The sequence below is a fragment of the Kouleothrix sp. 19917 genome, assembly GCF_057073505.1.
The window spans coordinates 6,620,263-6,644,681 of the sequence record NZ_CP097099.1 but is presented as its reverse complement, the minus strand read 5'-3'; the positions used below and the strand labels follow the sequence as shown (position 1 = coordinate 6,644,681).

Here is a 24,419-nt window from a genome sequence, read left to right as displayed (position 1 = left end):
TCCTGCCACCTGCCATCTGCCACCTGCCGCTGCGATAACTCAACATTCAACACTCACAACTACGCACTACGCACTACGCACTACGTACCACGCACCACGCACTGCAGGTTTACCTCATGCCAGAATGCGCGCACGCGACGGGTCGTAGGGCGGGCGCAGGTAGGCACGCGCCGCGTAGCGCTCGCCGTCGATCACAATCGCGTAGCTGCCCGCGCGCACGAATTCGGCATTCACGCCTGCGGGGTTGCTCACATAGCCCAGGCCAATGGCCGCGCCAAGTGTGTGCGCGTAGCTGCCCGAGGTCGTGTAGCCCACCGTCACGCCGTCGCGCTCGATTGGCTCGGCACCCCACAGCACCGGCGCAGGGTCTTCCAGCACAAAGGTCGCCAGCATGCGCGCAAGGCCGGTTTCGCGCTGGCGCAGCAGCGCCTCGCGGCCAAGAAAACCGCCCGGCTTGTCCCACGCCACTGCAAAGCCCAGCCCGGCCTCAAGCGGCGTGTCGTCGGGCGAGATCTCAGCACCCCAGGCGCGGTAGCCCTTCTCCATGCGCAAGGAGTTGATCGCATAGTGACCAGCGTTCGCCACGCCCAGATCGCGCCCGGCCGCCATCAGCGCGTCGTAGAGCGGCGCGGCCTGTGGCGTTGGCACGTGCAATTCCCAGCCCAGCTCGCCCACGTAGGTAATGCGAACGGCGCGCACGGTTGTCATTCCCAGCTCAATTACCTGCGCGGTGCCGAAGGGAAAGGCTACGCTGGAAAGATCGGCCGGGCCGAGGCGGGCCAGCAGCTCGCGCGAGCGCGGCCCCATCACGCCAATCACGCTGCTGGCGAGCGTCACATCGCGCAGCTCGGCGTGCTCGTTGGGGGCGAGGTTGCGCGTGATCCAGTCGGCGTCGTGGGTGGCCTGGGCGGTGCCGGTGATTAGCAGGAAGCACTCAAGGCCAGTGCGAATCACGGTCAGGTCGCTTTCGAAGCCGCCGCGCGCGTTGAACATGCCGGTATACACAACATGGCCGACCGGCACGTCGATGTTATTGCCGCACAGCCGCTGCAAAACCGCCAGCGCGTCGCGCCCGCGCAGTTCCAGCTTGCCAAAGCCAGTCTGGTCGAACACGGCTACGGCTTCGCGCGCGGCGCGGTGCTCGGCGGCGTGGCATTCGAACCAGTTCTGGCGGCCAAACGAATATTCCATCTCAGCGCGCATGCCATCGCGCGCAAACCAGTTGGGTCGCTCCCAGCCCGCCTTGACGCCAAAACTTGCGCCCTGCGCGGCCAGCCGCTCGTGGAGCGGGCTGAGGCGGATGTTGCGCGCGGTTTCGAACTCGCGGTTGGGCCAGGCCATCTGGTAGTGCAGGCCCAGAATTTCGGCCGAGCGCTCGCGCAGAAAGGCGGTGTTGTTCGCATACGCCCCAAAGCGCCGTACATCGACCGACCACAGGTCGATTGGCATGTGGCCGCCGATGATCCATTCGGCCAGGTAGCGCCCCGCGCCGCCGGCCGAGGCGATGCCCACCGAGTTGAAGCCCGCCGCCACAAACAGGCCGCGCAGCTCGGGCGTTTCGCCCATGAGGAAGTTGTTGTCGGGCGTGAAGCTTTCCGGCCCGTTTACAAAGCGCTCGAAGCCGCTGCTGTGGAGCGCAGGAATGCGCCACTGGCCGTTCGCCAGCGGCTCGGCGAATTTCTCCCAGTCGTCGCCAATCAGCTGGAAGGCAAAATCATCGGGCACCGGCACATCCCACGGCTTCGAGCGCGCCTGGAAGGCGCCCAGCATCACGGCATTGCCTTCGCCACGGAAATAAATGCACAGGTCGGGGTCGCGCCCGACCGGCAGCTCGTCGAACGCGCCGTCGATTGGCTTGCTGACGACATAGTGATGCTCGACCGGGTAGAGCGGCAGGCTGACGCCGCAGCGCTGCGCAAGCTGGCGCGACCACATGCCGCCGCACAGCACCACCACGTCGGCGGCGATGTCGCCCGCCGCAGTGCGCACGCCCACGGCGCGACCATTCTGGTGCAGGATGTCGAGCACGCGCGCGCTTTCGCGCACCTGCGCGCCGTGCTGCTCAGCACCTTTTCCCAGTGCCAGCGCCAGCTCTTTGGGAACCAGCTTGCCGTCGCTGGGCAGCCAGACCGCGCCCAGCACATCGTCGATGCGCAGGAGCGGCCATTTCTCATACGCCTCGCGCGGGCTGATCAGGTGCGCTTCCACGCCCATGATCCCCGCCATGGCGGCGGTGCGGCGCAACTGCGTCATGCGCTCGGCCGATTTGCCGACGATCAGGCTGCCGACTTGCTTCCAGCCGATCGGGTGGCCGGTTTCGGCTTCGAGCCCGGCGTACAGCTCGGCGCTGTACTTGTTGATTTTGGTCATGCTGTTGCTGGTGCGCAGCCGGCCAATCAGCCCGGCGGCGTGCCAGCTTGTGCCGGCGGCGAGGCTGTGCTGCTCAAGCAGCACCACATCCTTCCAGCCAGCCTTCGCCAAATGATACGCGACGCTGGTGCCGATCACGCCGCCGCCGATAATGACTACCCGCGCCGCGCTGGGAAGCCGCGCGCCCGCTCCATTGTCCACAAGTTCGCTCCTTTCGTGGCCGCGTTCGATGGCCCTATGATACCAAGTTTGCGGAAAGGCGCGTCAGCCGGGCTGGTTAGAAAACGCCACCAGTGCACAGAGCATCGCGCCCATCATCAGCAGCCGAGTGCCAATTGCGCTGCTTCATGTCACAGGCGCGCATGCTGTCTCGTCAATTGTGCAAGCCAATTGAAAGGAGCGAACCATGAATGTGTTTGTTGCCGGCGCCACGGGCGCGCTTGGGAAACAGCTTGTGCCGCGCCTGGTTGCCGCCGGGCACAGCGTGGTTGGAATGACGCGCACCGAGGCGAAGCGCGAGGCCCTGCGCGCCATGGGCGCGACGCCGGTGCTTGCCGACGCGCTCGACCGCGAGCAGGTGATGCGCGCCGTCGCCGAAGCGCGTCCTGACGCGATCATCCACGAGCTGACCGCGCTTGCGGGCCAGCTCGACATGCGCCACTTCGACCGCGCCTTTGCGCAGACCAACCGGCTGCGCACCGAGGGCACCGACAACCTGCTAGCCGCTGCGCGTGCGGCCGGCGTGCGCCGCTTTCTTGCGCAAAGCTACGCCGGCTGGCCCTACGCCCGCGTGGGAACGCTCGTTAAGGGCGAAGACGAACCCTTCGATCCGAACCCGCCTGCGGCGGTGCGCGACGGACTGGCCGCCCTGCGCCACCTTGAAGATGCCGTTACCGGCGCAGAGTGGACCGAGGGGATTGTGCTGCGCTATGGTGGCTTCTACGGGCCGGGCACCTCGCTCGACGGGCCGGGCAGCGAACACATGGAGGCAATTCGCAAGCGCATGTTCCCGCTGATTGGCGACGGCGGCGGGGTCTGGTCGTTCATCCATATCGCCGACGCGGCCGAGGCGACGGTGGCCGCGCTGGAACATGGGCGGCGCGGCATCTACAACATTGTGGACGACGAGCCGGCCCGCGCGGCGGAATGGCTGCCGGAGCTGGCACGGGCAATTGGCGCGAAGCCACCCCGGCACGTGCCACGCTGGCTGGGGCGGCTGCTCGGCGGCGAGGCCGTGACGCTTATGATGACTGAGGTGCGTGGCGCTTCCAACGCCAAAGCCAGGCGCGAGCTTGGCTGGGTGCCAAAGCATCCAAGCCTGACGGGCACATACGCGGAACGGGCGGGGTAAAAGGGGATCGATAATCCACAGATGACGCAGATAACAGGCGGCCCGGGGTAAATACTATGCACGCGCACCCTTCGATACGGCCTGCGGCCTACTCAGGATGCGCTAAATGCACATCCTGAGTAGATGTCAAAGCGGCATTCCAAATCTGCGACATCTGCGTCATCTGTGGATGATTTTGTGCAGGTGCGTTATCAGGAAGAAACAAACCCCATTCCCTAACCCCTCACCCCTGCGCTGAAAGCGCACTACGCCGGGGCAACCAGCGGCGCGCTTTCAACTGGATGGAATGCTGCGGGCGGCGCAGGCAGCAGAACCTGCGTCGCCGCCGCAACCTGCGCAGCATCGCCCAGCAAGCCGAGCAAATCGCCCGCCGCAAACACCGTGCTCGACTTTGGGTTGGCCAGCACGCGCCCTTCGCGCACGAGCCCCACCACCGAAGCGCCGGTGTGGGCGCGCAGGTTGATTTCGGCCAGCGTGCGCCCAACCAGCGGGCTGTTCGCCAGCAGCGAGTGCCACACAATTTCCATGCCGCGCACCGCCGCCATCAGGTCGTCGAGCGTCTGTCGCTCGGCCGGCGTGGTGACGGTAATGTCGTAGGCGTCGTTGCGCACCGCGTCGGCGTAGCGCTGGACGTGCAGCTGTGGGTAGCCAAGCGCCAGCAGCGTATGGCGCAGCACTTCGAGCCCACCTTCCAGCTCGGGCTGAATCACATTCTGCGCGCCATGGCCGGCCAGCCGCCGCACACCGTCGCGCGTGGCAGCGCGGGCCACAATCGGCAGCTGCGGCGCAAGGTCGCGGGCAGCCGCCACCACCAGCTCGGCCGCCGCCTCGTCGGGCGTCGTCACCACCAGGGCACGGGCGCGCTCCAGCCCAGCGTGTGTCAGCAGCTCGGAATTTGCCGCGTCGCCAAACAGCGTGGGCATGCCGGCGCGCTGGAATTCGGCAGCCCGCGCCGCGTCGCGCTCGACCACCAGATGCGGCACTTTTAGCTCCTGCAAGACATGCACAATATGCTCGCCGACGCGGCCATAGCCCACCACCACAACATGATCTTCCAGGCCATGCGTGCTTGGCGCGGGCGTCGGCACGCTGTGGTCGAGCCGCCGCCACAGGGCTGGCGCGCGCCGAAGCTGGCGCTCGGCCCAGGGGATGGCGCGGAACAAGAGCGGGTTCAGCACAATCGCCAGCAGCGCGCTCGCGAGGATCAAGCCATACTGCTCCTGCGAAAGCACACCCAGCGCCACGCCCGACTGCCCGACAATAAACGAGAACTCACCGATCTGGCTCAGGCCAGCCGCCACCACCAGCATGGTATGCGCGGGCGCGGGCAGCACGAAGCCCAGCAGCAGCGTGAACAGCGCCTTGCCCACCACAATCAGCGCCGTGAGCGCCAGCACCTGCCCGATATTCGCCCACAGCGCGGCCGGGTTCACCAGCATGCCCACCGACACAAAGAACAGCACCGCAAAAATATCGCGGAAAGGGATCACTTCCGCGCCAACCTGGTGGCTTACTTCCGACTCGCCAATCACCATGCCGGCCAGAAACGCGCCCAGCGCCAGCGACACGCCAAAGAACTCAGTCGCGGCCAGGGCGGTGCCAAGCGCCAGCGCCACCACCGCCAGAATGAACAGCTCGCGCGAGCGGGTGTGCGCAATCCGCATCAGCAGCCAGGGCATGAGCTTCGCGCCGATGAGCAGCATCAGGCCGACGAACAAGGCCGTTTGCAGAATGGCCCAGCCAGCATTCAGCCAGGGGTTGCCCGCGCCGCCGCCCAGCAAGGCTGGCAGCAGCACCAGAATCGCAATCGTCGCCAGGTCTTCCAGCACCAGCCAGCCCACCGCAACCTGGCCGTGCGAGCTATTCAGCAGGCCCTGGTCGACCAGCCCGCGCAGCAGCACGACGGTGCTGGCGATCGAGACTGCCAGGCCCAGCACCAGCCCCGCGCCAAGCGACCAGCCCCACAGCAGCGCCAGCCCCAGCCCGAGGCCAGTGGCGATCAGCATTTGCAGCAGCGCGCCGGGGATGGCGATCCGCCGCACGTTCCACAGGTCTTTCAGCGAGAAATGCAGGCCGACGCCAAACATCATGAAGATCACGCCCATCTCGGCAAGCTGGCTGATGTCTTCGCTGTCGCCAATAAAGCCGGGCGTGAACGGGCCAATCGCCAGGCCGCCCAGCAGGTAGCCCACCAGCGAGGGCAGGCCCAGCTTGCGCGCAAGGTAGCCGCCGGCAAAGGCCGCGAGCAGCGCGGCGGTGATATTGGTGAGTAATGCGAGGTTATGATGCATGCTCCCCCTCCTTGTGTTTGCTCGTATTCAGGTGCGCTCGCTGGCGCGTCATTCGTGGGGTTTAGGCGTGAGCGCGGTCTGCCCGCTGCAAACTGCTACGGGCTGCCCTCGGCTTCGGCGGGCGGCGCGCAGGCCGCGCCCAGCGCGAGGTCGGCGGCGTGCAAGTGCGCTTCGCTCAGCGTTTCGGTTTTGCCGAGGTAGAGCTTGTGCAGCCTGCAGTGGGCCTGGCGGTAGGCCACCCAGTACCACTGTCCGCGCTGCTTGCGTTCCTTGCGGGCGGTAAAGCCACCCGCCGCGCCAACGAAATGAAAACTGTGGTGTGCGTCTTCGGCCAGCCAGGCAAACCATTCCGGGCTGCCGAGCGCAATCGCGTCTGCGCCGTGCAGGTGCAGCGCGCCCGCTTCGACACTTGGTGTTTTTGCCGACATTGCGGTGGTGATAGCTCCAGTGCTCTCAATCAATGGTTAAAACTTACCCAACAACAGTATAGCCGATGTTGGGTAAGTTTGCAAGAGCAAAAAGAAGCGGGCATGGAGCTTGCGCCCCATGCCCGCCGTACAAATCATTTTCGTTGTAGTAGACGGTCAGCCGATTGAGCTACAGACGCCGACTGCATCCTGCCGATTGCATACTGATATAAACTCAGTGGCCTCTGTGTTCTCCGTGGCTCAAGAATTCCGGCCTACGCCTTCGGCGGCACGTTGTGGTTCTGGCAGAACATATTCTCCGGGTCGTAGCGGCGCTTCAGCTCGGCCAGGCGCGCGTAGTGTTCGGGCGAGAAACCCGCGCGCACGCGCTCGGCGCCGTGGTCGCCATCGCCCAGCCAGCTTGGCAGCACGCCGCCGGTGGTGAAGGGCTGAATCGCCTCATTCACACGCTGAGTGTTGTGCTTCGCCACAACCGCGTGCTCGGGCGACATCATCACGCACAGCGTTTGCATCAGGAAGGGCGCGTGGCGCTGGCTGAACGAGGCCGCGTCGTCGGGCACGCGTGTCATCGCGCCGCCGAGGTGGCGAATTTCCAGCACCGTCACCGGGGTCGCGCTGTCGGCGCCATTCGCCGCGATCAGGGTTTCAACCAGCTCGGGCGAAATATCGCGCAGCATTGCAGTGCGCCGCCACACGGGCGTTGGCGTGGTTGGGTCGTTCGAAATGCTTGCGCTCTGGCTGTAGGGCATCATCTGGAAGGTGTCGGCAAGCAGACCCTCGACGTTGCGCAGCGGCTGCATCAGGCGCGCGCCTTCTTCTGGCCCGCCCACAAACGCGCCGCGCACGGTGATGATCGCCCGGCCACGCAGGAAAGGCGGCAGCTCGGGCAGCGGCGGCACGCGCGCCATCACAATCGAGGTCGTCAGCTCATCGGGCGCGGTTTCGGTGAGGGTGCGATAGGCGTCGAACACGTCGCGCGCCTGCTCGACCGGGAAGAACAGCGCGCCGCCATAGATGTGGCTGACCGGGTGGAGCTTGAACTCCAGCGCGGTGACAATGCCAAAGTTGCCGCTTGCGCCACGCAGCGCCCAGAACAGGTCGGCATGCTCGTCGGCGCTGGCGCGCAGCTGCTGGCCGTCGGCGGTTACCAGCTCCACGGCGGTCACGCTATCGACGGCCGCGCCAAACTTGCGCAGCAGCCAGCCAAAGCCGCCAAACAGGCTGTAGCCAACCACGCCCACCAGCGGCGACGAGCCGTTCAGCGGGGCCAGGCCGTGCTGGTGGGCGGCTTGCACCACCGCGCCCCAGCGCACGCCCGCCTCGACACGGGCCGTCTGCGCAGCCGGGTCGATTGCGAAGCCCTGCATGCGGCTGGTGTTGACCCGCAGCCCGCCCTCGAAGGACGCGCCGAAGTTATGGCCGGTAGCATGCACGCCAACCGGCAGGCCCTGCACACGCGCGAAGTTCACCGCCGCCACAACGTCCGCAGCCGATTCGGCCATAACAACCACGTCGGGCGTGATCGCGTCGGCCAGGCCAAAGCCGGCAACCGAAGCAGCATAGTGTTCGTGGGCCGGGGTATACACGCGCCCGGGCAAGGCAATGTGCAGCGCCGCAAGCGCCAACTCGTCGATAATAGTTTCGTTAGGCGCAGTTGTGTAAGGCATAGCCATTGTATGTCACTCCCTGTATATATTTACTGTGATGGAAATAGCGCTGGCTGCGTTGGTTCAGCAGCCAGCCCGCCGAAGTTTTCGAGTTCACATCTATATGGCGAATAAGGACGGCGCGAGGTTTCACGATTTCGGCAATTGTTTCGCAGAACGGCAGAATTGTGGCGAGAAACAAAAGCAACCGAGCGCCAACGCGTGCCAGCGCCCGGTTGCTGCGTTGTAATGCGGTTCTGTGACTAGTCGCTTAGGGAATCCACACCGGGAAAGTACCTTCAGCCAGCATGCGCGGGGCCGCGTCAGATGCTGCACTATCCCACAGGTAGAGCGCCGCCGGGTCCATTTCGCGGCCATTGTCGGTGCAGCGGTACGATTGGCTGCCGAACACAATCTGCGCACTGCCGGCCGGGTCCCAGCTCAGGCCCCGCGCCATGGCATAGCGCTCATTCGCTTCGTCCACGCCGGGCAGGGCCGGGTGCGCGCCGCGTGCCGGGTCGCCGGCCGGGCTCGAATCGCGCACCAGCAGGTCGCCACTGCTGGCGCAGGCGCTCACGTGCGCGCGCGTGATATAGGCCAGCTGCGCGCCGTTGGGCGAAAACTGGACTTCGTTCACGCCATTGCCATACGATTCGCTGAAGAGTTGCGCATCGCCGCCGCTGGCCGGGATGGCCCACCACTGCAAGCCATTGCCGCTCGCGCCCACTTCGGTGGTGTGGTTGCCGTAGAAAATAACGGTGTTGCCATCGGGCAGCACATGCGCTTCCTGCACATACCAGCGGTCATCGACCGTGCTCACCAGCCTGGAAATCTGCGCGCTTGCGCCGCTCGCCAGGTCGTAGGTCCACACATTGCAGCCCTTCTCCACATCTTCAGGGCCGCAGCGCACATACACCAGCCGCTGACCGTCGGGGAACCAGTCGGGCCGGCCACTGATTGGCAGCTCGCTGCGCTGTTGGCTGCGCAGGTCGAACATTACGATTGTGCCAGCTAAACCAGTGTCGGCGGGAAGGGCGCCAACCGCGCGCCAGCCGTCGGCGCTCCAGCGCGGCGGGGCAGCAAACGCGCCCATGTCGATGCTGACGCCGCCAGAAATCGCCGCGTAGTGCGTGCCCGCGCCCGCGATCATGACCTGCATGGGGTGGGCGGCAATCGGGCCAAGGTAGGTGAGCGGGCCACCCAGAATATGGTTCAGGCCGGTGAAGGCTTCCTCCATGCCGCTGCCGTCGGGCTGCACGCGCATGATTGTTTCGCCGCCCGGGGCGATGTAGTAGATGCCGCTGCCAGTGTCCGAGCCGGGCACATCCGTGGGCGTCGCAGGGCTGGGCGGCAGCACAATGCGGTCGATCGCCCAGCGGCCATCTTCCTGAATGAGTTCGAATGTGTACGGCAGCGGCTGGCCGAACGTAAGGGTGGCATGCACATTCACGCGCTCGGGGCCGCCGTCACTGCTCTGAATCTCGAAAGCCGAGAACAGGTTCTGCATACCCATCAGGTAGTTCAGCGGGTAGTCGGGGTGGATCTGGCCGCGCAGATTGGCCGTCAGGAACAATGCCGGGTCGGCCGCGCCAGCGACGCCCACAAAGCTGCCAAGAAACGCGCGCACGGTATCTTCCGGGCTGGGCATCGGCAGTGGCGGCGGCGTTGGCGCGGGCGCTTCGCTTGGGACCGGCGCAGCTGTAGGAGCCGGAGATTCGCTTGGGGCGGGCGCAGCAGTTGGCGCAGCCGAGCCCGGCACAAGGCCGCAGCTTGTCAGCAGCAAGGCCACGGTGCAGAGCAAGGCCACAAGCAAACGTGATCTATTCATCGAAAAGAGAACCTTTCAAATATTCAGTGTGCCAGCACCAGCGGCGGCACTCTGTTTCATCAACGAATCGGCAGGAGCATTTCGTTGCATGGTGCGCAAAAATCAGCCCAACGACCGAGATGCGCTGGCGCTGCCGGAATGGTTGAGCAGGCTTTGGCACGTCGCGCTTATGCTGATTTCTGAAACCTGACTTCTGAATACTGGTATAGTAGGCTGTCCGCTGTCACAGATATGGAGCAAGCCGCCATGATCGTGATCGAGCGCTTTCGGGACGAACACCTGCCCCAGCTCACCAGCCTGGTCAATCTGCATCTGGGCGCGCTTGCGCCCGGCTGGGCCGTGCCCGCGCCAGTGCTGGCCGCGCTGCTGGTGCGCAACCCCGGCGAATATGTTGTCGACCCGTGGGTGCGCGAGCGCGCGACCCTGTGCGCGCTGGAGGGCGGGCGGCTGGTGGCGGCGGCACACCTGCTGCGCTACGGCGAGGCTGCCGAGGTTGGGCAAGCATATCGCGCCGCCGCCGAGATCAACTGGCTGTACAGCCTGCCAGCCAATTCCGAGGCTGCCAAGCGCCTGCTCACGGTTGCGGAGCAGCAGATCGGCGTATGGCAGCCTTCGGCGGTCTGGCTCGAAGGCGGCGCACTGCTGGGGCCGTTTGCGGGCATTCCCGACACCTGGCCGCACCTTGCGGCGCTGCTGGCGGCGGCAGGCTACCAGCCCGACCCGGCGCAGGACGAAGCGGTGTTTGGCGGCTGGTTGGGCGACCTGCCAGCGCGCCTGGCACCGCCGCTGCGCGATCTCGACGTGCAGCGCAGCGCTGGCGTGTTTGGCGTGCGCTTCACCGCGGTGCTGGCCGGCCAGGCAATTGGCGCGTGCGAGTGCATTGCCGACATGACGCAGGGCGGCGCGCTGCCAGCCTTGCAGGGCTGGGCGCAATTGTCTGAGTTTGCGGTCGATGCGGAATGGCGGAATCGTGGCGTGGGGATGTGGCTCATGCAGCAGGCGGTCGCCTGGTTGCGGCTGGCGGGCTGCAATCGCGTGGTGCTGTCCGTCGCCGCCGACGACGAGGCAGCCGGCGCGGGGCGCTTCTACGAGCGCTGCGGCTGGCACCCGCTGGTGCGCTCGCGCCGTGGCTGGCGGCGGGTTGCGCCTGTGCGCTAACTGCGCTTTGGAAATCCGTTGCGGGTTATGACGAAAGACGAAGGACGAAGCACAGCCTGGCCATTCGTCCTTCGTCTTTCGTCTGTCGTCGCAGCAAGAACGCGCTCGCTAATCGGCCGGCACGGGCTGCGCGGCAATTGGCGTGCGCCGCGCCGAAGCCAGGTACAGCAAGCCAATCGCGCCGAGCAGCATCAGCCCGCCCAGGATGCTCAGCGCGCCAAGCTGCTCGCCAAACAAAATCCACGCCAGCCCGGTCGAGGTTAGCGGCTCGATCAGCGTGGCAATCGTGGCGACGGTGGCGGGCGTGTGGCGCATGCCGGCGAAGAAAAACGCATACGCGAGCGCGGTTGGCACCAGCCCCAGGTGCAGCAGCGCCAGCCAGCCGCCCAGCGGGTAAGAAACGACCAGCCCGCTGGCTAGCGCAAAGGGCAGCAGCATCAGCGCGCCAGCCGCAAAGCCCACCGTAATCGGCTGGAGCGGATGGTAGCGCCCCGCCAGCGTGCGCGTGCACAGCGCAATGGTGGAATAGCCCAGCGCCGAGGCCAGCGCGAGCAGCACACCAACAAGCGTTTGCCCCGGCACAATCGCCACATTCGTGCCGCCGCCGCTCAAAATCAGCAACAGCGTGCCGAGCAGCGCCGCGCCCAGCGCCAGCCACACCGGCCCGCTTAGCCGCTCGCGCAGCATAACCGCACTAAACAGCGCCACCATCACTGGCGCGGTACAAAGCGTGATCAGCACGGCAATCGCCACGCCAACGCGCGCAATCGCCGCAAAGTAGCACACCTGGTACTGCGCCATCGCGCCGCCCAGGATGATCATAAAGAACAGGTCGCGGCGGGCGATTTGGAAGGCGCGCCGCCCGAGCGTGAACCAGCAGAATGCCACCAGCACCGGCGTGGCGATCAGCAGGCGGAAAAAGCCAATCGAGAGCGCGTTCGTGCCCGACACCTGGTAGATATATTTGGTGGCGACACCGACGGTGCCCCACATAATCGCGGCGAGCAGAATCAGAATCAGCCCGCGAGACGCTTGATTACCTTGCATGGAAGTTCGATCCTTTTTGTTCGGGGCGTGCGCGTAGCAGCGCAGGGCCGGCGCACAGAGGCGCGGCCAGAGCCCGGTTCGTTTCAGCAACAGGGCGAACAAAAGGCAGGATCGCGGGAACGCCAAACGCAGGCCGGGGAGGGCCTGAAGCGGCAACGGGAAACCTGCCCGCCAGTTAGCGGGCGGCCGGAGGGGGCAGAATGCTGCAGTGTGTGTGCGGCATGATCGCTATCTCTATCAAAAACGGCATGGCGTGCTCGGTGCGCGCCGTGCCGTATGATACCACAAGTCGCGCGTTGCGCAATCAGCGCGAAGGCCGCGCCGGGGCCATGTTCATGGTTAGCGCGGCGGCGAGCGGGACGATTAGCGCGAGGGCAGTTTGCAGCAGCAGGGGCGTTGCGTTCAATTGGAGCGGCTCGGCCAGCAGCAACACAATTGCAGCGCCAGCAATGCTGCCAAGCAGGCTCAGCCAGTAAGTCGAGCGCCCGCCGAGGCGCCGGCCTGCCGCCCACACGCCCAGCGATGCGCCGAGGGTGTAGCCCACAATCGAGCCAAGCACCGCGCCGATCAGGTCGCCCCAGCCGCCGCTGCCGCCCGCAAACAGGCGCGCGGCGACAAAGCCCAGCGCCGCGCCGCACACAATCCCAGCCGCGCAGCCGGCCAGCGCCTCAAGAACGATCTGTATGCCCAGCGGGCGCGTGGCGGACGTTTGCGATTGCATAGTGCTCTGTTCCTTTATGTACGAATATCACGGCGCTTGCGCGCCTATGCAATCAGACGCAGCGCGGGCGGCGCAGGTTCCAATGTGTTGCAGGTTTGCAGGTTCACAGGTTCGCAGGTTAAACGGCGACGACCGAAAAGTTCGCCACAGAGAGTTGCAGGTTACAGGTTGGCAGGTTGTAGGTTACAGGTCTAATCCCAAAACCCCAGACCCTAAACCCCTACAAGGTTGCAGCTGACCGGTTGCAGGCATAATCCCAAAGCCCCTACGCGGTTGTAGGTTGGTGCAAACTCAAAACTCAACATTCAACATTCAAAACTTGCAACCTGCAAACTCGTTTAACCTGCCACAAAGCGCGCCAGCACATTGTACAGCTCCACCAGGCTGTCGATCGACACCCATTCTTCATCGGAGTGCAGCCCCGCGCCCACCGGCCCAAAGCACACCGCTGGGATTTGCAAGTCGCTGTAGAAACGTGCATCCGAGGCGAAGTGCTCGCGGTAGAGCTGCGCAGGCTGGCCGGCCACGGCTTCGTATGCGGCGGCGAGCTGCTGCACAAAGCCGTCGGCCGGGTCGGTGTTGAGCGGCGAGCCGCCACGCACCAGTTTCACCGGGCCGGCGAAGCACTCCTGCATGGCGGCAATAATCTGGTCGGGCTGCTCGTCGGGCACGTGGCGCACATCGAAGATAATATGTACGTCTTCAGGCAGACGGTTGCTGGTTGCGCCGCCCTGCACCACGGTTGGCACCACCGTCGTAAGCCAGGCCGGCTCGTCGGGTGTGGGGAAACGCTGCTCCAGCGCAACCAGCCCGTCGCGCAGCGCGGCAATCGCATTCGTGCCATCCCACGGGCGCGAGCCGTGCGCGGGCTTGCCTGCCAGCGTCGCTTCGACCCACAGCACGCCCTTCTGCGCATAGCAAATTTGCATGTCGGTTGGCTCGGCAGCCAGGAAGAACTGGCAGCTCCAGCCCTGCTCGGCCAGGTAGCCGGTGCCGCGCTCGCCGCCAATTTCTTCGTCGCTCACAAACATAAAGCCCACATCGGGCGGCGCGGGCTGGGCGGCCAGGTCGCGCATCAGGCGCAGCAGCACCGCGCCCGAGCCTTTCATGTCCTGGCTGGCGCGCCCATAGATGCGGCCCTCGCGCACGGTGGGCGTGAACTGCTCGGGCCGCGCGGCCACGACGTCGAGGTGTGCGTTGAACATAAATTTCGGCGCGCGCGTGTCGCGCAGTGTAGCGATCAGGCTGGGCTTGCCTTCGTGCTCGACGCGGTGCACAAACACGCCCGGCAGCGCCTGCGCGTAGCGCTCGGCATAGTCGATTACCGCCTGCAGCTGGTCGGGCCGGTCGTCGGTGGAAGGGATGGCGATCAGCTCCGAGGTCAGGCGAACAAGGTCATCGCGAAGCGAGGCATCACTCATGGGGCTATCTTTCTCTCAGCTACGAAGTGGCTGGGCCAGCAGCCGGTGTATTAGCGGCGGCGAGCCGGGCCAGCGCACCATCAGCCACACGACATAGTAGCGCTGCTCGGCTGGGCGGAACGAGCGCAGCGGCGAGGCGCAGGGCATGCCGAACGCGCACTGCGGCAGCACGGTTTCGTGCGCCACCACGCGCACCGGGCCAAGCTGGCGGGCGATGTTTGGCAGCGGCGCGCTGCGCAGGCGCAGGGCCATGCCACCAGCCATGCACAGCCCCAGACTGCCCATCAGCACAATGCTTGCGAACACCATCGCGGCGCGCATGGAGCGCGGCCGGCGTGCGCGGGGACGTTCGTTGTCCATCAGCTGCTCCGCTGTTGCAATCGGCGTCGATTACGTGGGTTAGTGTTTTTGTGTCACCTCAGGCCAGGCCTGACGCGGTTTATGGCCTTTAGCCTGCGGCAGCAAGGTATTTTATTATTATTGTGTATTTTTCCACGCTACGCGCGGAAAAATACACACAGGGGAGCTGATTATAATTTTTCGCGAAGACCTCGGAATGGGAATCCTATTCTGACTCCTGTCTCCTGACTCCTGGCCTCATTTCTCCACATAGATTGGGTTGCTGAACAGCCACTGCCGGCCCTTGCGCGAGGCTTCCAGGCGGTACACGCCCGGCTCGCGCACGTCGTAGCGGAAGGCGCGATTGCTGCGCGCGGCCAGCCGCCCGTTGCCAATCAGGCGCAGGTCGGCGGCGCTGCCCACGTCGGCGCTAATCGTGAGCGCGCCATCGCGCAGGCGCGGGGTCGAGCCGATCTCGCAGCGCTGGCCGCCCTGTTCGGCGTAGAAACCGAGCGCCGGGCATGCGCCGTCGCGCCGGTTCAGGAAATATGAGCGACCGGCGGCCAGCGCGCCGTACACCTGATTCATGGCAGCAGAGACGTCGGTGGGAAGCGGCGCGTCGAGCAGCAGGTAGTTCGTCAGCGTGCCAAAGGTCCACTGGTAGGGGAAGACCTCGATCTCGCCCCACGGCGCTTTGCGCTTGATCGCGTGCACGTCGATGCCGCCCACGCCAAAGGTGCGCTTGCCGGCCATGTTCAGCCGATCCCACCACGCCAGCGTGTCGCTGGTTGGGCCATGCAGCGCGAGGTGCGGGAAGAAGTACATCAGCTCTTTGTTGCGCCGCGTCAGGTGCTCGCCCCATTCGCTCAGGTGGTTCCACAGCTCGATGCCAACCGGCCGGCCGTCGCGCTCGCGCGGGCCATCGACCGCCCAGTCGTCCCAGCGGTAGATGTCCTTGAAGTCGTTTTTCACGCGCTCGTCGGGGTGGGCAATAATGCCAAAACCGCCGCGCGCATACACCGCATCGACAAAATCCTGCGGCGCGAGCGTGTTGTCAACTACTTCGTCGACATTCAGCGCCAGAAAGTGGTTGCGGTCGGGTGTGATCTCGTGGTCGACAACGAGCAGCACGCCGTCGTGCCAGCCTTCGTAGTGCTTGCCGCCAAGGGTATCGTGGTCGGTCAGAATGATCCACTCCAGGCCCGCGCCGCGCGCCGCGCGCACGAGGTCTTCCACCGAGCCCGAGCCGTCGGAGTAGGTTGTATGCATATGCAGTGCGCCAGGAGAATAGTGCATTGCGCTGCTTCCTTGCTGTGTGTTGCTGGTGGCGCAAGTATACCACACCGGCTTGCGGCGGCTTCGCCCATGACCAGCCGCTAAAGCAGCAGGCTAGATTGCAGCAAAGCCTGCCTTCGCAGGCTCTGCCAGGCCGCGTAGGCGGCCTTTGCAGGTGCAGCCGAGGGCTTCAGCCCCACGGCTTGCGGCGGCTTCCGTTCTACGCGCCAGGCCCGAGCCACAGAGAGCACTGAGCACACTGAGTTTGAGCATTCTTCTCTGTGCTCTCGGTGCCTTCTGTGGCTATTCGTGTGAGCCTAGCCATGCACGCGCAGCAGCATCGTTCAGGCGCGGCGCGATGCTGGTACAATACCTGCAGCAGATTCCTCGCCGCCGCCCGCGCTTTGGTTGGGCGGCGCACCTGCCACGAAGGAGCATCCCATGCGCATCGCGCGAATTCTCCCGCTGGCGCTGATTGTGCTGCTGGCCCTGGCCGCGTGCAACCCGCTGAGCCAGGCCACACCCACGCAAGCGCCCATTATTGTGATCGCCACGTCTACCCCGGCTGGCGGCCAGCCCGCGCCAACCGCAGCCGGCAGTGGTGCAACAGCCGCGCCGAACGCGCCCGCAGCCACGGCAGCCAGCGCAGCGCCGACTGCAGCGCCCAACGCGCCCGCGCCCACGGTCGCCGCCGACGCGGCCAGCAAAGGCACGGTCACGTTCGCCTTCGATGCCTTCCCAACCTACTACCCCGGCATTCTGGTCGAGGTCGAGGGTTTGCTGAAAAAGCGCGGCTACGACCTGAAGCTAGTGCCGTTCGGCCTGGATGGGCAGAACGACGTGCCGGAAGAACAGCGCTGGGCCAACCTCAAGAGCGGCGAGTGGGATGTGCTCGCCACCACGCTCGACGGCTTTGCCCGCCAGTCCGACCCCTCGATTGGCGCGATCACGACCGTGATCGACGAGAGCGCGGGTGCCGACAAGCTGGTGGCCAAGCCCGAAATCACGACGATCAACGATTTGAAGGGCAAGCGCATCGCGTATAGCGAGGGCAGCGTTGGCGAATATTTCCTCTACTACGCGCTGAGCCTGGCTGGCCTTGGCCCGCAGGATGTAACCCTTGTGCCGCAGCCCGATGTTGCCAGCGCGGTGAAGGTGTATGTCGACGGTCAGGCCGACGCGGTTTCGGCCTGGGAGCCCGATGTGCTGGACGCCGAGCAGGCTGGCGGCGCGGTGCTGATCGCCTCCGACAAGCTGCGCGCCATTCTCGACGTGCTGATCTCGAGCCGCCCCGCCATCGAAAACAAGGCCGAGGCGGTGCAGGCGTTTCACGACTCGTGGTTCGAGGCGCTGAAGGAAATGACCGACACGCCCGCCGCCGCCGAGCAGGCGCTGATCGGCTGGGGGCACGGCGACTGGTCGTATGTGGCGCAGCCGGGCGACCTGGCGGCCGGGCTGGAGAAGCTGGCGCAGGCGACGCTGAACGCCAACCAGATCGCCTTCCAGCGCCCGCAGCTGCTCACGAGCCGCCTGAGCGAAGCGCAGGGCGTGTGGGCGCGGGCCGGGCAAACGCCGCCACAGACCGACCTGAACCAGCTGGTCGATACCCGCTTTGCGCTTGGCTCGGCGCGCGACAGCGCGCTGTTCTCGACGCAGCCGCCGGTGAACAATTCCTTCCTGCTCACCGCGAAAGTCGATCTGCCGCAGCTTTCGGCGGAAGAGCAGCAAAACGCCGATGCCGTGGTGAAGCTGCCGCTGGAAAAGATCGACTTCCAGCCCGAAAGCACGCGCCTGACCGAGCAGGCATCCAACGACCTGACTGCGCAGGTGCTGCCGGTGCTGCGCTCTTCGCGCCTGTACCTGAAGATCGAGGGCAGCGCGGCCTGGCCCGGCCCGGAAGGTCGCTTCACCGAGGAAGAGATACGCTCGTTCGCACAGGATCGCGCCTTTAGCGTGCAGCAGTTCCTGGCGCAGCAGGGCATCGACCCGAACCGCCTGCTGGTTGCCACGCTCGACCCGAAGTTCCCGAACAGCCTGGTCGAATCCGAGCTGGCGCAGGACCGGATTGTGCGCTTTACGCTGGTGACGACGGGCGGGCGCTGACGCGAGTGTTGAATGCTGAGTTTTGAGTGTTGAATGAAGATCGGAAAACTCAAAATTCAACACTCAGCACTCAAACCTTTTTGCTATGCTCGAAGAACGCTTTCGCCCGCGCCTGAACCCGCGCTGGCGTGTAACGCAGACGGGCGGCGGGCAGCTTGTGCTTGGCGCGGGCGGGCTGCGGCTCGTGCTGGCCGGCGCGCGGCAGGCGCGCTACGCCGACGCGCAGATCGACGATTATGCCGGCCTGCCGCGCCGCGATTTCCCGTGGCGGCCGCCACTGCGCATGACAGTGCGGGCGCGTGCCTCGGGGCCGCTGCTTGGCACGGCGGGTTTTGGTTTCTGGAACAATCCGTTTTCGCCGCTGGGCGGTAGCCCAGCCCTCCCCGCCGCGATCTGGTTCTTCCACGCCGCGCCGCCGAGCGATATGCCGCTGGCGCTGGGCGTGCCCGGCCACGGCTGGAAGGCCGCCACGATCGACACGACCACGGCGCGGGCGCTGCGCTGGGCGCCGCTGGCGCTGCCCGTCACGCTCGCCAACCAGTCGGCGGGGCTGCAGCGGCGCGTGTGGCCGCGTGTGCAGCGCGACCTGCGCATTGCCGAAATGCCGGTTGCGCCGCCAACCGAGGCGTGGCGCAGCTACACGCTTGAGTGGCGCAGCGATGGCGCGCGCTTTGCGATTGATGGCACGACGGTGCTGGAAACCAACTGCACGCCACGCGGGCCGCTGGGCTTTGTGGCGTGGCTCGACAATCAGTGGATGGTGGCGACGCCGCGCGGGCGCTTTGGCTGGGGCCTGAGCGACGCGCCCGGGCAGTGGCTTGAGCTTGCCGAAATCAGGATCGAAACGCTGGGGTAGGCGGCGGGGCTACGAAAAAGCACGGCGCAGCGTGAACAGAAAATGTTCGGGCTGCGCCGTGCTTTTTTCAACCATAATTCAGAGCAACAAGCTGATCAGTTGAGCCACAGAGCGCACCGAGCACTCTGGAAAATAACTTTCCCTGTACTCAGCTGCCAGGAAGCTCAAGCCAGTTTTCTTTCAACCCGATACTCAGATAAGCTTCCTGGAAGCTTGCCCGTTGTGTGAAATAACGTATTTTCCAGAATACTGAGCGTGGAGTTACCTGCTCAGTGCTCTCGGTGCGCTCTGTGGCTCGTTCATTCTGGCCGAATGAAAGGCAAGCGCCCGCGCACTACAAACGCGGCGGAACGACGCCAACCTGATCGAGATACTTGCCCTGCTTGTCGTCGTACGACGTTTCGCAATCTTCGTCGCTTTCGAAGAACAGCGCCTGCCCGATGCCCTCGTTTGCGTAAATGCGCGCGGGCAGCGGCGTGCTGTTGGAAAGCTCGATGGTGACATAGCCGCGCCAGCCGGGTTCGAAGGGCGTCGTGTTCACAATAATCCCGCAGCGCGCGTAGGTCGATTTGCCGAGGCAGATCGCCAGCACATTGCGGGGAATGCGGAAATACTCGACGGTGCGCGCCAGCGCAAACGAGTTTGGCGGGATGTCGCAGTAGTCGCCAGTCATGTCGACAAACGAACGCGGATCGAAATGTTTCGGGTCGACAAGCGTGTTATACACGTTTGTAAAGACCTTGAACTCATTTGCGATCCGCATGTCGTAGCCGTAAGAAGACAGGCCATAGGAGATCACTCCCTGGCGCACCTGGCTTTCGACGAACGGCTCGATCATGCCATGCTCAAGCGCCATTCGGCGAATCCAGCGGTCGGATTTGATGGTCACGCTCGGCTCCTCCGGTAGTGTGGTATCGGAGCGCTGATTATACCATCACTGGCCCACAGCCCTGTGGTACTACTGCAAATAAGCCTGGTTCAGCCCGTTCGTGCCATCGTTGTGCGCGCGATGCTGTGCGGCATAGATGCGTTCCAAATCGGGCGGGTAGGGCTCACCCAGCGCGCGCAGGTCGGTGATTCCCTGCCGCACCACCCGGCTGAGCCGGCGCGCTAAGCGCGCCAGATCGGGCTGGTTAGCATGGTCGGCGCGGCGGGCCAGCAGCTCGGTGCCGAGCAGCAGCGCCGAAAACGCCTGCCGCAGCGAGTGAACACGCTGCGCCCGCTTGCCGCGCATCACGCCACTATCCATCGGTTGTTCAAGTTGATTGCGGCGATGCACCACGTACCAATACACTGGCATTCCTATCAGCACAGTAATGAGATCTGGCTGATCACCCACAAACTGCAGCAGGTTGCTGGTCGATGGGTCGGCCATGCTGAGCTTTCGCGCGCGCAAAACGATGTACACGCTTGTCGCGCTACTAACGAGGAGTGGTGCAGCGCGCTTTATCGCCGTTGATTGTAAAAACACGCCTTCCTCCTTCTGCCGAAAATCTCTGCAATCCCTATTGCACAAATAGTGCCACGTTTTTTACAGAAATTCTTTGCATTTTCCTGAAAGCGCGAATTTTCCGATTCCGAAGCAATCGATGGCGGTGCCAGCGGGTCGTTGCGGCGAGAAAGGCCAGTTTATGGCATTCCAATGCGGCTTGCATAATATGATACAGCGCGTTACAATGGCGGTTCGAAGCTCCGCCGTAACAAACGAGGCTGCCCATGACAACACCGAAACGTGTGACCGTTGTCAACGACCACCGCGATTTTCTGAACCTGCTGGCCGATTTCCTGAGCGAAGAAGGCTATGAGGTGACGACGATTGCCAAGCATCAGGGCGCATTCGAGCAGATCAAGGAAAGCCAGCCCGACGTGGTGGTGTGCGACCTGCTGTTCGATAACATGCCGGCGGGCTGGTCGCTGCTCGACATGCTCTACCTCGACCCGGCGACGCGCGCGATTCCGCTCATCCTGTGCTCGGCGGCGACGCGGCAGGTGCAGGAAGTCGAGGCTTCGCTGACGAGCAAGGGTATTCTGTGGCTGGAAAAGCCGTTTGAGCTGGAGAAGCTGCTCGAGATGCTGGCCCAGGCGCTGGCAGGCTCAAAGAAAGAGCGCACCAAAGAGTAGCAGCTTCCTCACCTTTGCAGCGCGAGCCTAGGCCGGCCGCGCTTGCGCCACCAGGCGCACTACCTCATCCGCGCAGCCCCACGAAAGCGTAATTCCCGCGCCACCATGCCCATAGTTGTGCACCACTGCCTGCCCCTCGGCGGGCGTTTCGCGTTCCAGGCGCACGGTTGGCCGGCCCGGCCGCAAGCCCACTTTGTGCTCCAGAACCGTCGCGCCGCGCAAACGCTCGTCCAGCGCGAGGCAGCGCCCGAAAATCCCTTCCGCCGTGCTCATGTCGGGCGCAAGCTCGGTTGCGCCATCGTCGGCGGTGCCGCCCAGGATGCAGTCGGTGCTGCGCGGCACGATGTAGGCCACGCCAGCAGGCCCGTAATCGTCCAGCACAAAGCGCTCGATGCCGGGCTGGGCCACGCGCACAACCTGCCCGCGAATCGGGAACACCGAAGAATCGGCGGCCAGCTCGCGCGCGCCCAGGCCACTACAGTTCACCACGGTTGCGTGCTCGGCCAGCGCCTCGTTCAGGCTTGCCAGCGTGCGCACGCTGATGCGCCCGCCAAGCTGCTCGAAGCGGCGCTGCAAGTAGCCCAGGTATATCGGCATCTCGATCACCGGCGCGTCGAAGACATAGCCATCGACATAGCCGGCTGGCAGCTCGGCCGCGCTGATGCGCCGGTAGCCCGGCACGGCAGCCCGCCACCACGGCTCGTCCACCGCCCACGGGAAGATTTCGTAGCCGGTGCGCACCAGAATGCCGGTGGCGGGGTCGGCGCGCAGTGCCATCAATTCGCTGTAGGTCGCGCCCGACCAGCTCACCACCAGGTCTTCCGGGTAGGCTTTGTAGGGGTACCACACCGCCGCCGCGACGCTGGATGTCGTGCGCTCGGGCAGGTCGCGCGCCCAGATCTCGGCGTGGTAGCCCGCTTCGAGCAGGCGAATGCCGCACGACAGGCCCGACACGCCCGCGCCAACGATCACAACTGTTTCCACAGCGATTCTCCTGTTTGTAATGACCACGAGGTCATGAAAATATATCCACAGATTTCGCAGATTACACAGATGCTGTTTTGGAAATACCATAAAGACACGAAGTGGTGAGAATGGGCCAAACCACGAAGGCACGAAGGCACGAAGACCTAGAAGGTGACGGAAACCTGCAACCGCATAGGGTTTTGGGTATGGGGTTTTGGGGTTGAGGCTGCAACCAGCAACCTGCAAACCTGCAACCTGAAACTCCGTGTCTCCGTGCCTCCGTGGTAAAATTCCTGCTCCGGGTGAAGATGAGCTTCGCTCCTACAATATCTACTACGCACGGCGCGCCAGCGCGGCATACATCGCCACGCCCGAGGAAGGTGAGACGCGCCGGCCGATCTGCGTAGCATCTTCCAGCCCGGCCTGTGCGGCCAGCACGGCAAAGCGCGCAAATGGCACGGGAAAGGGAACGTAGCGCAGCGGCGCATCGAGGTCGTACTCGACCAGCACGACATGCCCGCCGGGGCGCAGGTAACTCGCCGCCAGCAGCAGCGCCGCCGGCTGGTCACGCAGGAAATGCAGCACATTCGCCATCAGCACGCCATCGAGCGCAGGCAAGTCCAGACGGCGCGTGATGTCGGCCTGGCGCGGAATGATGTATGCTGGCGCAGCGCTGGCCGCCAGCAGCGCGCGCTGCCGATCAATTGCTTTGTCGTCGCGGTCGATTGCGTAGACGGTGCCATCCGCGCCCAGCAGCTCGGCCAGCGCCCATGTGAAATTCCCTGTGCCCGCACCTAGTTCGGCCCAGGTGCCACCCGCCGCGCCCACACCAGCGCGGATCAGCTCTTTCATTTCGCTGCGTTCCACAGTTCCCTCGCTTCTGCCTGCCGCGCGTATTGTACCCGAGAAGCGCCGCCCGCTACACCGACAGATCATGTCAACGTTCCAAAATTCATCCGCAGATTATGCAGATGACGCAGATTGGCGATCTCATATCTGTGGAATCTGCGAAATCTGTGGATAGATCGCGTTCTGGTTCCACCGTTGATATGGCCCTGACCCGCCGAAAGTCGCGCTTGACAAGGCCGGGGGCGCGTGCTACGATCGGCGCGCTTAGGGGAGCAACCGCAATGACAAGCAGCGCGCACAACACAGTGGAGTATTATTACCCCGCATTGGGGTGATCGGCCTGTGCTCCACGCTTAGCTGCGCGAATGATCGTGAACCGACGTGGACAGAGGTCCACGTTTTTTTATGCCTGCCGACCCGAACGAAGAAGGAATCGCGCTATGAACACAATTGACGAATTGCTGACGCGCGGCGTGGCCGAGGTGCTGATCGAGGCCGACCTGCGGCGCAAGCTGGCCGGCGACCGCCCGCTGCGGCTCAAGCAGGGCTTCGACCCGACCAAGCCCGATATGCATATTGGCCACGCGGTTGGGCTGCGCAAGCTGCGCAAATTTCAGGAAATGGGCCACCAGGTTGTGCTGATCGTTGGCGACTGGACGGCGCAGATTGGCGACCCAAGTGGCCGCGACGAGACGCGCCCGCCGCTCACCGCCGAGGTTGTGCGCTCGAACGCCGAGACGTACATGCAGCAGTTTTTCAAGGTCGTCGACCGCGACCGCACCGAGGTGCGCTTTCAGAGCGAGTGGTTCGGCACCTTCGACCTGGGCAAGGCGCTGAAGCTGGCGGGCAGCTTCACGCTGGCGCAGATGCTGCAGCACGAAACCTTCCGCAAGCGCTACGAAGAAGGCGGGCGGCTGACCATTCTTGAGCTGATGTACCCGATGCTGCAGGGCTACGACTCGGTAATGGTGACGCCCGATGTCGAGTTTGGCGGCACCGACCAGAAGTTCAACAACCTGGCCGGCCGCGAGCTGATGGCTCAGGCGGGCATGGTGCCGCAGGATATTTTCCTGGTGCCGCTCATCCCCGGCACCGACGGCCGCAAAATGGGCAAGAGCTTCAACAACACGGTCGACATCCTGATGCCGCCGTTCGAGATGTACAGCAAAGTGCTCTCGATGAGCGACGACGTGCTGCCGCTCTACTTCGAGGTGCTGACCGACGTGGAGCTGGAAGAGGTCGCCGCCATCCGGCAGGCAATTACCAGCGGCAGCGCCAACCCGATGGACTTCAAGATGCGGCTGGCGCGCGAGATCGTCGCGCAGTTCCACAGCCCAGCCGACGCGCCCGCCGCCGAGGCCGAGTGGATCAAGCGCTTCCGCGAGCGCGAGATTCCCGAGGACATGCCCGAGCATGTGCTCGCCGCGCCGACAAATATTGTGGACGTGATGATCGCCAGCGGGCTGGCCGCCAGCAAGAGCGAAGCGCGCCGCCTGATCGATGGCGGCGGCGTGCGCGTGGCCGGCGAAAAGGTTGGCGGCTACGACATGGCGCTCAGCCCTGGCGAGCCGGTGGTGGTGCAGGTTGGCCGCCGCAAGTTCGTGCGCGTGCGGTAAGGCGCCTGCGGCGCGTCCCAGCAGGGCGCATTG

Annotated in this window: 20 protein-coding genes; 6 read left to right on the top strand and 14 right to left on the bottom strand. The window is 64.7% G+C overall.

Going from position 1 to position 24,419, the window contains the following annotated elements; all coding sequences use genetic code 11:
* Positions 1–114: 114 nt before the first annotated feature.
* On the bottom strand, positions 115–2,571 hold the full coding sequence (locus M1P90_RS26925; protein WP_483698708.1) for a GcvT family protein: 2,457 nt from the start codon (positions 2,569–2,571) through the stop codon (positions 115–117).
* Positions 2,572–2,776: 205 nt separating this feature from the next.
* Between M1P90_RS26925 and M1P90_RS26920 the strand changes: the two genes are divergently transcribed.
* Entirely contained in the window at positions 2,777–3,721 is a 945-nt protein-coding gene (locus M1P90_RS26920; protein ID WP_483698706.1) for an NAD-dependent epimerase/dehydratase family protein, read from the top strand.
* A 245-nt stretch (positions 3,722–3,966) separates the two neighbouring features.
* Here the strand turns inward: M1P90_RS26920 and M1P90_RS26915 are convergent, their stop codons facing one another.
* The 4 genes from M1P90_RS26915 to M1P90_RS26900 all read right to left on the bottom strand — a co-directional run bounded on the left by M1P90_RS26915 (position 3,967) and on the right by M1P90_RS26900 (position 9,914).
* Positions 3,967–6,012 carry a monovalent cation:proton antiporter family protein gene (locus M1P90_RS26915; protein ID WP_483698705.1) on the bottom strand — a complete coding sequence of 682 codons (2,046 nt, stop codon included), beginning with the start codon at positions 6,010–6,012 and terminating at the stop codon, positions 3,967–3,969.
* Between the two features lie 95 nt (positions 6,013–6,107).
* Positions 6,108–6,440: a hypothetical protein gene (locus M1P90_RS26910; protein WP_483698704.1), complete on the bottom strand. Its 333-nt coding sequence runs from the start codon at positions 6,438–6,440 to the stop codon at positions 6,108–6,110.
* Positions 6,441–6,694: 254 nt separating this feature from the next.
* On the bottom strand, positions 6,695–8,113 hold the full coding sequence (locus M1P90_RS26905; protein ID WP_483698703.1) for an FAD-binding oxidoreductase: 1,419 nt from the start codon (positions 8,111–8,113) through the stop codon (positions 6,695–6,697).
* A 244-nt stretch (positions 8,114–8,357) separates the two neighbouring features.
* Positions 8,358–9,914, bottom strand: a complete 1,557-nt coding sequence (locus M1P90_RS26900; RefSeq protein WP_483698702.1) for a hypothetical protein — start codon at positions 9,912–9,914, stop codon at positions 8,358–8,360.
* Between the two features lie 246 nt (positions 9,915–10,160).
* Between M1P90_RS26900 and M1P90_RS26895 the strand changes: the two genes are divergently transcribed.
* A complete protein-coding gene (locus M1P90_RS26895) occupies positions 10,161–11,072 on the top strand; it encodes a GNAT family N-acetyltransferase (protein ID WP_483698701.1) in 912 nt (303 codons plus the stop codon).
* Positions 11,073–11,180: 108 nt separating this feature from the next.
* On the opposite strand, the gene M1P90_RS26890 is transcribed toward M1P90_RS26895, so the two are convergent.
* The 5 genes from M1P90_RS26890 to M1P90_RS26870 all read right to left on the bottom strand — a co-directional run bounded on the left by M1P90_RS26890 (position 11,181) and on the right by M1P90_RS26870 (position 15,896).
* Positions 11,181–12,119 carry a DMT family transporter gene (locus M1P90_RS26890; protein ID WP_483698700.1) on the bottom strand — a complete coding sequence of 313 codons (939 nt, stop codon included), beginning with the start codon at positions 12,117–12,119 and terminating at the stop codon, positions 11,181–11,183.
* Between the two features lie 304 nt (positions 12,120–12,423).
* A complete protein-coding gene (locus tag M1P90_RS26885; protein ID WP_483698699.1) occupies positions 12,424–12,840 on the bottom strand; it encodes a hypothetical protein in 417 nt (138 codons plus the stop codon).
* 338 nt (positions 12,841–13,178) lie between these two features.
* The gene (locus M1P90_RS26880) at positions 13,179–14,261 is read right to left on the bottom strand and encodes a M20 family metallopeptidase (protein WP_483698697.1); all 1,083 of its coding nucleotides are present in this window, start codon (positions 14,259–14,261) and stop codon (positions 13,179–13,181) included.
* 15 nt (positions 14,262–14,276) lie between these two features.
* Positions 14,277–14,621 (bottom strand): hypothetical protein, encoded by a 345-nt coding sequence (locus M1P90_RS26875; RefSeq protein ID WP_483698696.1) that lies wholly within the window; start codon positions 14,619–14,621, stop codon positions 14,277–14,279.
* Between the two features lie 237 nt (positions 14,622–14,858).
* Positions 14,859–15,896 (bottom strand): CehA/McbA family metallohydrolase, encoded by a 1,038-nt coding sequence (locus M1P90_RS26870; protein WP_483698695.1) that lies wholly within the window; start codon positions 15,894–15,896, stop codon positions 14,859–14,861.
* A 420-nt stretch (positions 15,897–16,316) separates the two neighbouring features.
* Here M1P90_RS26870 and M1P90_RS26865 point away from each other — a divergent pair, with 420 nt between their 5' ends.
* Together M1P90_RS26865 and M1P90_RS26860 are read left to right on the top strand one after the other, a co-directional pair.
* Positions 16,317–17,978, top strand: coding sequence for an ABC transporter substrate-binding protein (locus tag M1P90_RS26865; protein WP_483698693.1), 1,662 nt, complete (start codon positions 16,317–16,319; stop codon positions 17,976–17,978).
* Positions 17,979–18,063: 85 nt separating this feature from the next.
* On the top strand, positions 18,064–18,834 hold the full coding sequence (locus M1P90_RS26860) for a hypothetical protein (protein ID WP_483698692.1): 771 nt from the start codon (positions 18,064–18,066) through the stop codon (positions 18,832–18,834).
* A 334-nt stretch (positions 18,835–19,168) separates the two neighbouring features.
* Here the strand turns inward: M1P90_RS26860 and dcd are convergent, their stop codons facing one another.
* A complete protein-coding gene (gene dcd / locus M1P90_RS26855) occupies positions 19,169–19,723 on the bottom strand; it encodes a dCTP deaminase (RefSeq protein WP_483698691.1) in 555 nt (184 codons plus the stop codon).
* A gap of 69 nt (positions 19,724–19,792) precedes the next feature.
* Entirely contained in the window at positions 19,793–20,209 is a 417-nt protein-coding gene (locus M1P90_RS26850) for a hypothetical protein (RefSeq protein ID WP_483698690.1), read from the bottom strand.
* Positions 20,210–20,550: 341 nt separating this feature from the next.
* On the opposite strand from M1P90_RS26850, the gene M1P90_RS26845 reads away from it, so the two are divergent.
* The gene (locus M1P90_RS26845; RefSeq protein WP_483698689.1) at positions 20,551–20,955 is read left to right on the top strand and encodes a response regulator; all 405 of its coding nucleotides are present in this window, start codon (positions 20,551–20,553) and stop codon (positions 20,953–20,955) included.
* 27 nt (positions 20,956–20,982) lie between these two features.
* Here the strand turns inward: M1P90_RS26845 and M1P90_RS26840 are convergent, their stop codons facing one another.
* Complete coding sequence (locus tag M1P90_RS26840; RefSeq protein WP_483698688.1) at positions 20,983–21,939, bottom strand: FAD-dependent oxidoreductase; 957 nt, start codon at positions 21,937–21,939, stop codon at positions 20,983–20,985.
* A 315-nt stretch (positions 21,940–22,254) separates the two neighbouring features.
* A complete protein-coding gene (locus tag M1P90_RS26835; RefSeq protein WP_483698687.1) occupies positions 22,255–22,788 on the bottom strand; it encodes a class I SAM-dependent methyltransferase in 534 nt (177 codons plus the stop codon).
* A gap of 422 nt (positions 22,789–23,210) precedes the next feature.
* Here M1P90_RS26835 and tyrS point away from each other — a divergent pair, with 422 nt between their 5' ends.
* Positions 23,211–24,386 (top strand): tyrosine--tRNA ligase, encoded by a 1,176-nt coding sequence (gene tyrS, locus M1P90_RS26830; RefSeq protein ID WP_483698686.1) that lies wholly within the window; start codon positions 23,211–23,213, stop codon positions 24,384–24,386.
* Positions 24,387–24,419: the final 33 nt, after the last annotated feature.

What these genes read in the sequence shown, in the direction of transcription:
- M1P90_RS26920 (WP_483698706.1), top strand. Translation starts at nt 2,777, where the DNA reads ATGAATGTGTTTGTTGCCGGCGCCACGGGCGCGCTTGGGAAACAGCTT.
- M1P90_RS26915 (WP_483698705.1), bottom strand. Translation starts at nt 6,012, where the DNA reads ATGCATCATAACCTCGCATTACTCACCAATATCACCGCCGCGCTGCTC.
- M1P90_RS26910 (WP_483698704.1), bottom strand. Translation starts at nt 6,440, where the DNA reads ATGTCGGCAAAAACACCAAGTGTCGAAGCGGGCGCGCTGCACCTGCAC.
- M1P90_RS26905 (WP_483698703.1), bottom strand. Translation starts at nt 8,113, where the DNA reads ATGGCTATGCCTTACACAACTGCGCCTAACGAAACTATTATCGACGAG.
- M1P90_RS26900 (WP_483698702.1), bottom strand. Translation starts at nt 9,914, where the DNA reads ATGAATAGATCACGTTTGCTTGTGGCCTTGCTCTGCACCGTGGCCTTG.
- M1P90_RS26895 (WP_483698701.1), top strand. Translation starts at nt 10,161, where the DNA reads ATGATCGTGATCGAGCGCTTTCGGGACGAACACCTGCCCCAGCTCACC.
- M1P90_RS26890 (WP_483698700.1), bottom strand. Translation starts at nt 12,119, where the DNA reads ATGCAAGGTAATCAAGCGTCTCGCGGGCTGATTCTGATTCTGCTCGCC.
- M1P90_RS26885 (WP_483698699.1), bottom strand. Translation starts at nt 12,840, where the DNA reads ATGCAATCGCAAACGTCCGCCACGCGCCCGCTGGGCATACAGATCGTT.
- M1P90_RS26880 (WP_483698697.1), bottom strand. Translation starts at nt 14,261, where the DNA reads ATGAGTGATGCCTCGCTTCGCGATGACCTTGTTCGCCTGACCTCGGAG.
- M1P90_RS26875 (WP_483698696.1), bottom strand. Translation starts at nt 14,621, where the DNA reads ATGGACAACGAACGTCCCCGCGCACGCCGGCCGCGCTCCATGCGCGCC.
- M1P90_RS26870 (WP_483698695.1), bottom strand. Translation starts at nt 15,896, where the DNA reads ATGCACTATTCTCCTGGCGCACTGCATATGCATACAACCTACTCCGAC.
- M1P90_RS26865 (WP_483698693.1), top strand. Translation starts at nt 16,317, where the DNA reads ATGCGCATCGCGCGAATTCTCCCGCTGGCGCTGATTGTGCTGCTGGCC.
- M1P90_RS26860 (WP_483698692.1), top strand. Translation starts at nt 18,064, where the DNA reads ATGCTCGAAGAACGCTTTCGCCCGCGCCTGAACCCGCGCTGGCGTGTA.
- M1P90_RS26850 (WP_483698690.1), bottom strand. Translation starts at nt 20,209, where the DNA reads ATGGCCGACCCATCGACCAGCAACCTGCTGCAGTTTGTGGGTGATCAG.
- M1P90_RS26845 (WP_483698689.1), top strand. Translation starts at nt 20,551, where the DNA reads ATGACAACACCGAAACGTGTGACCGTTGTCAACGACCACCGCGATTTT.
- tyrS (WP_483698686.1), top strand. Translation starts at nt 23,211, where the DNA reads ATGAACACAATTGACGAATTGCTGACGCGCGGCGTGGCCGAGGTGCTG.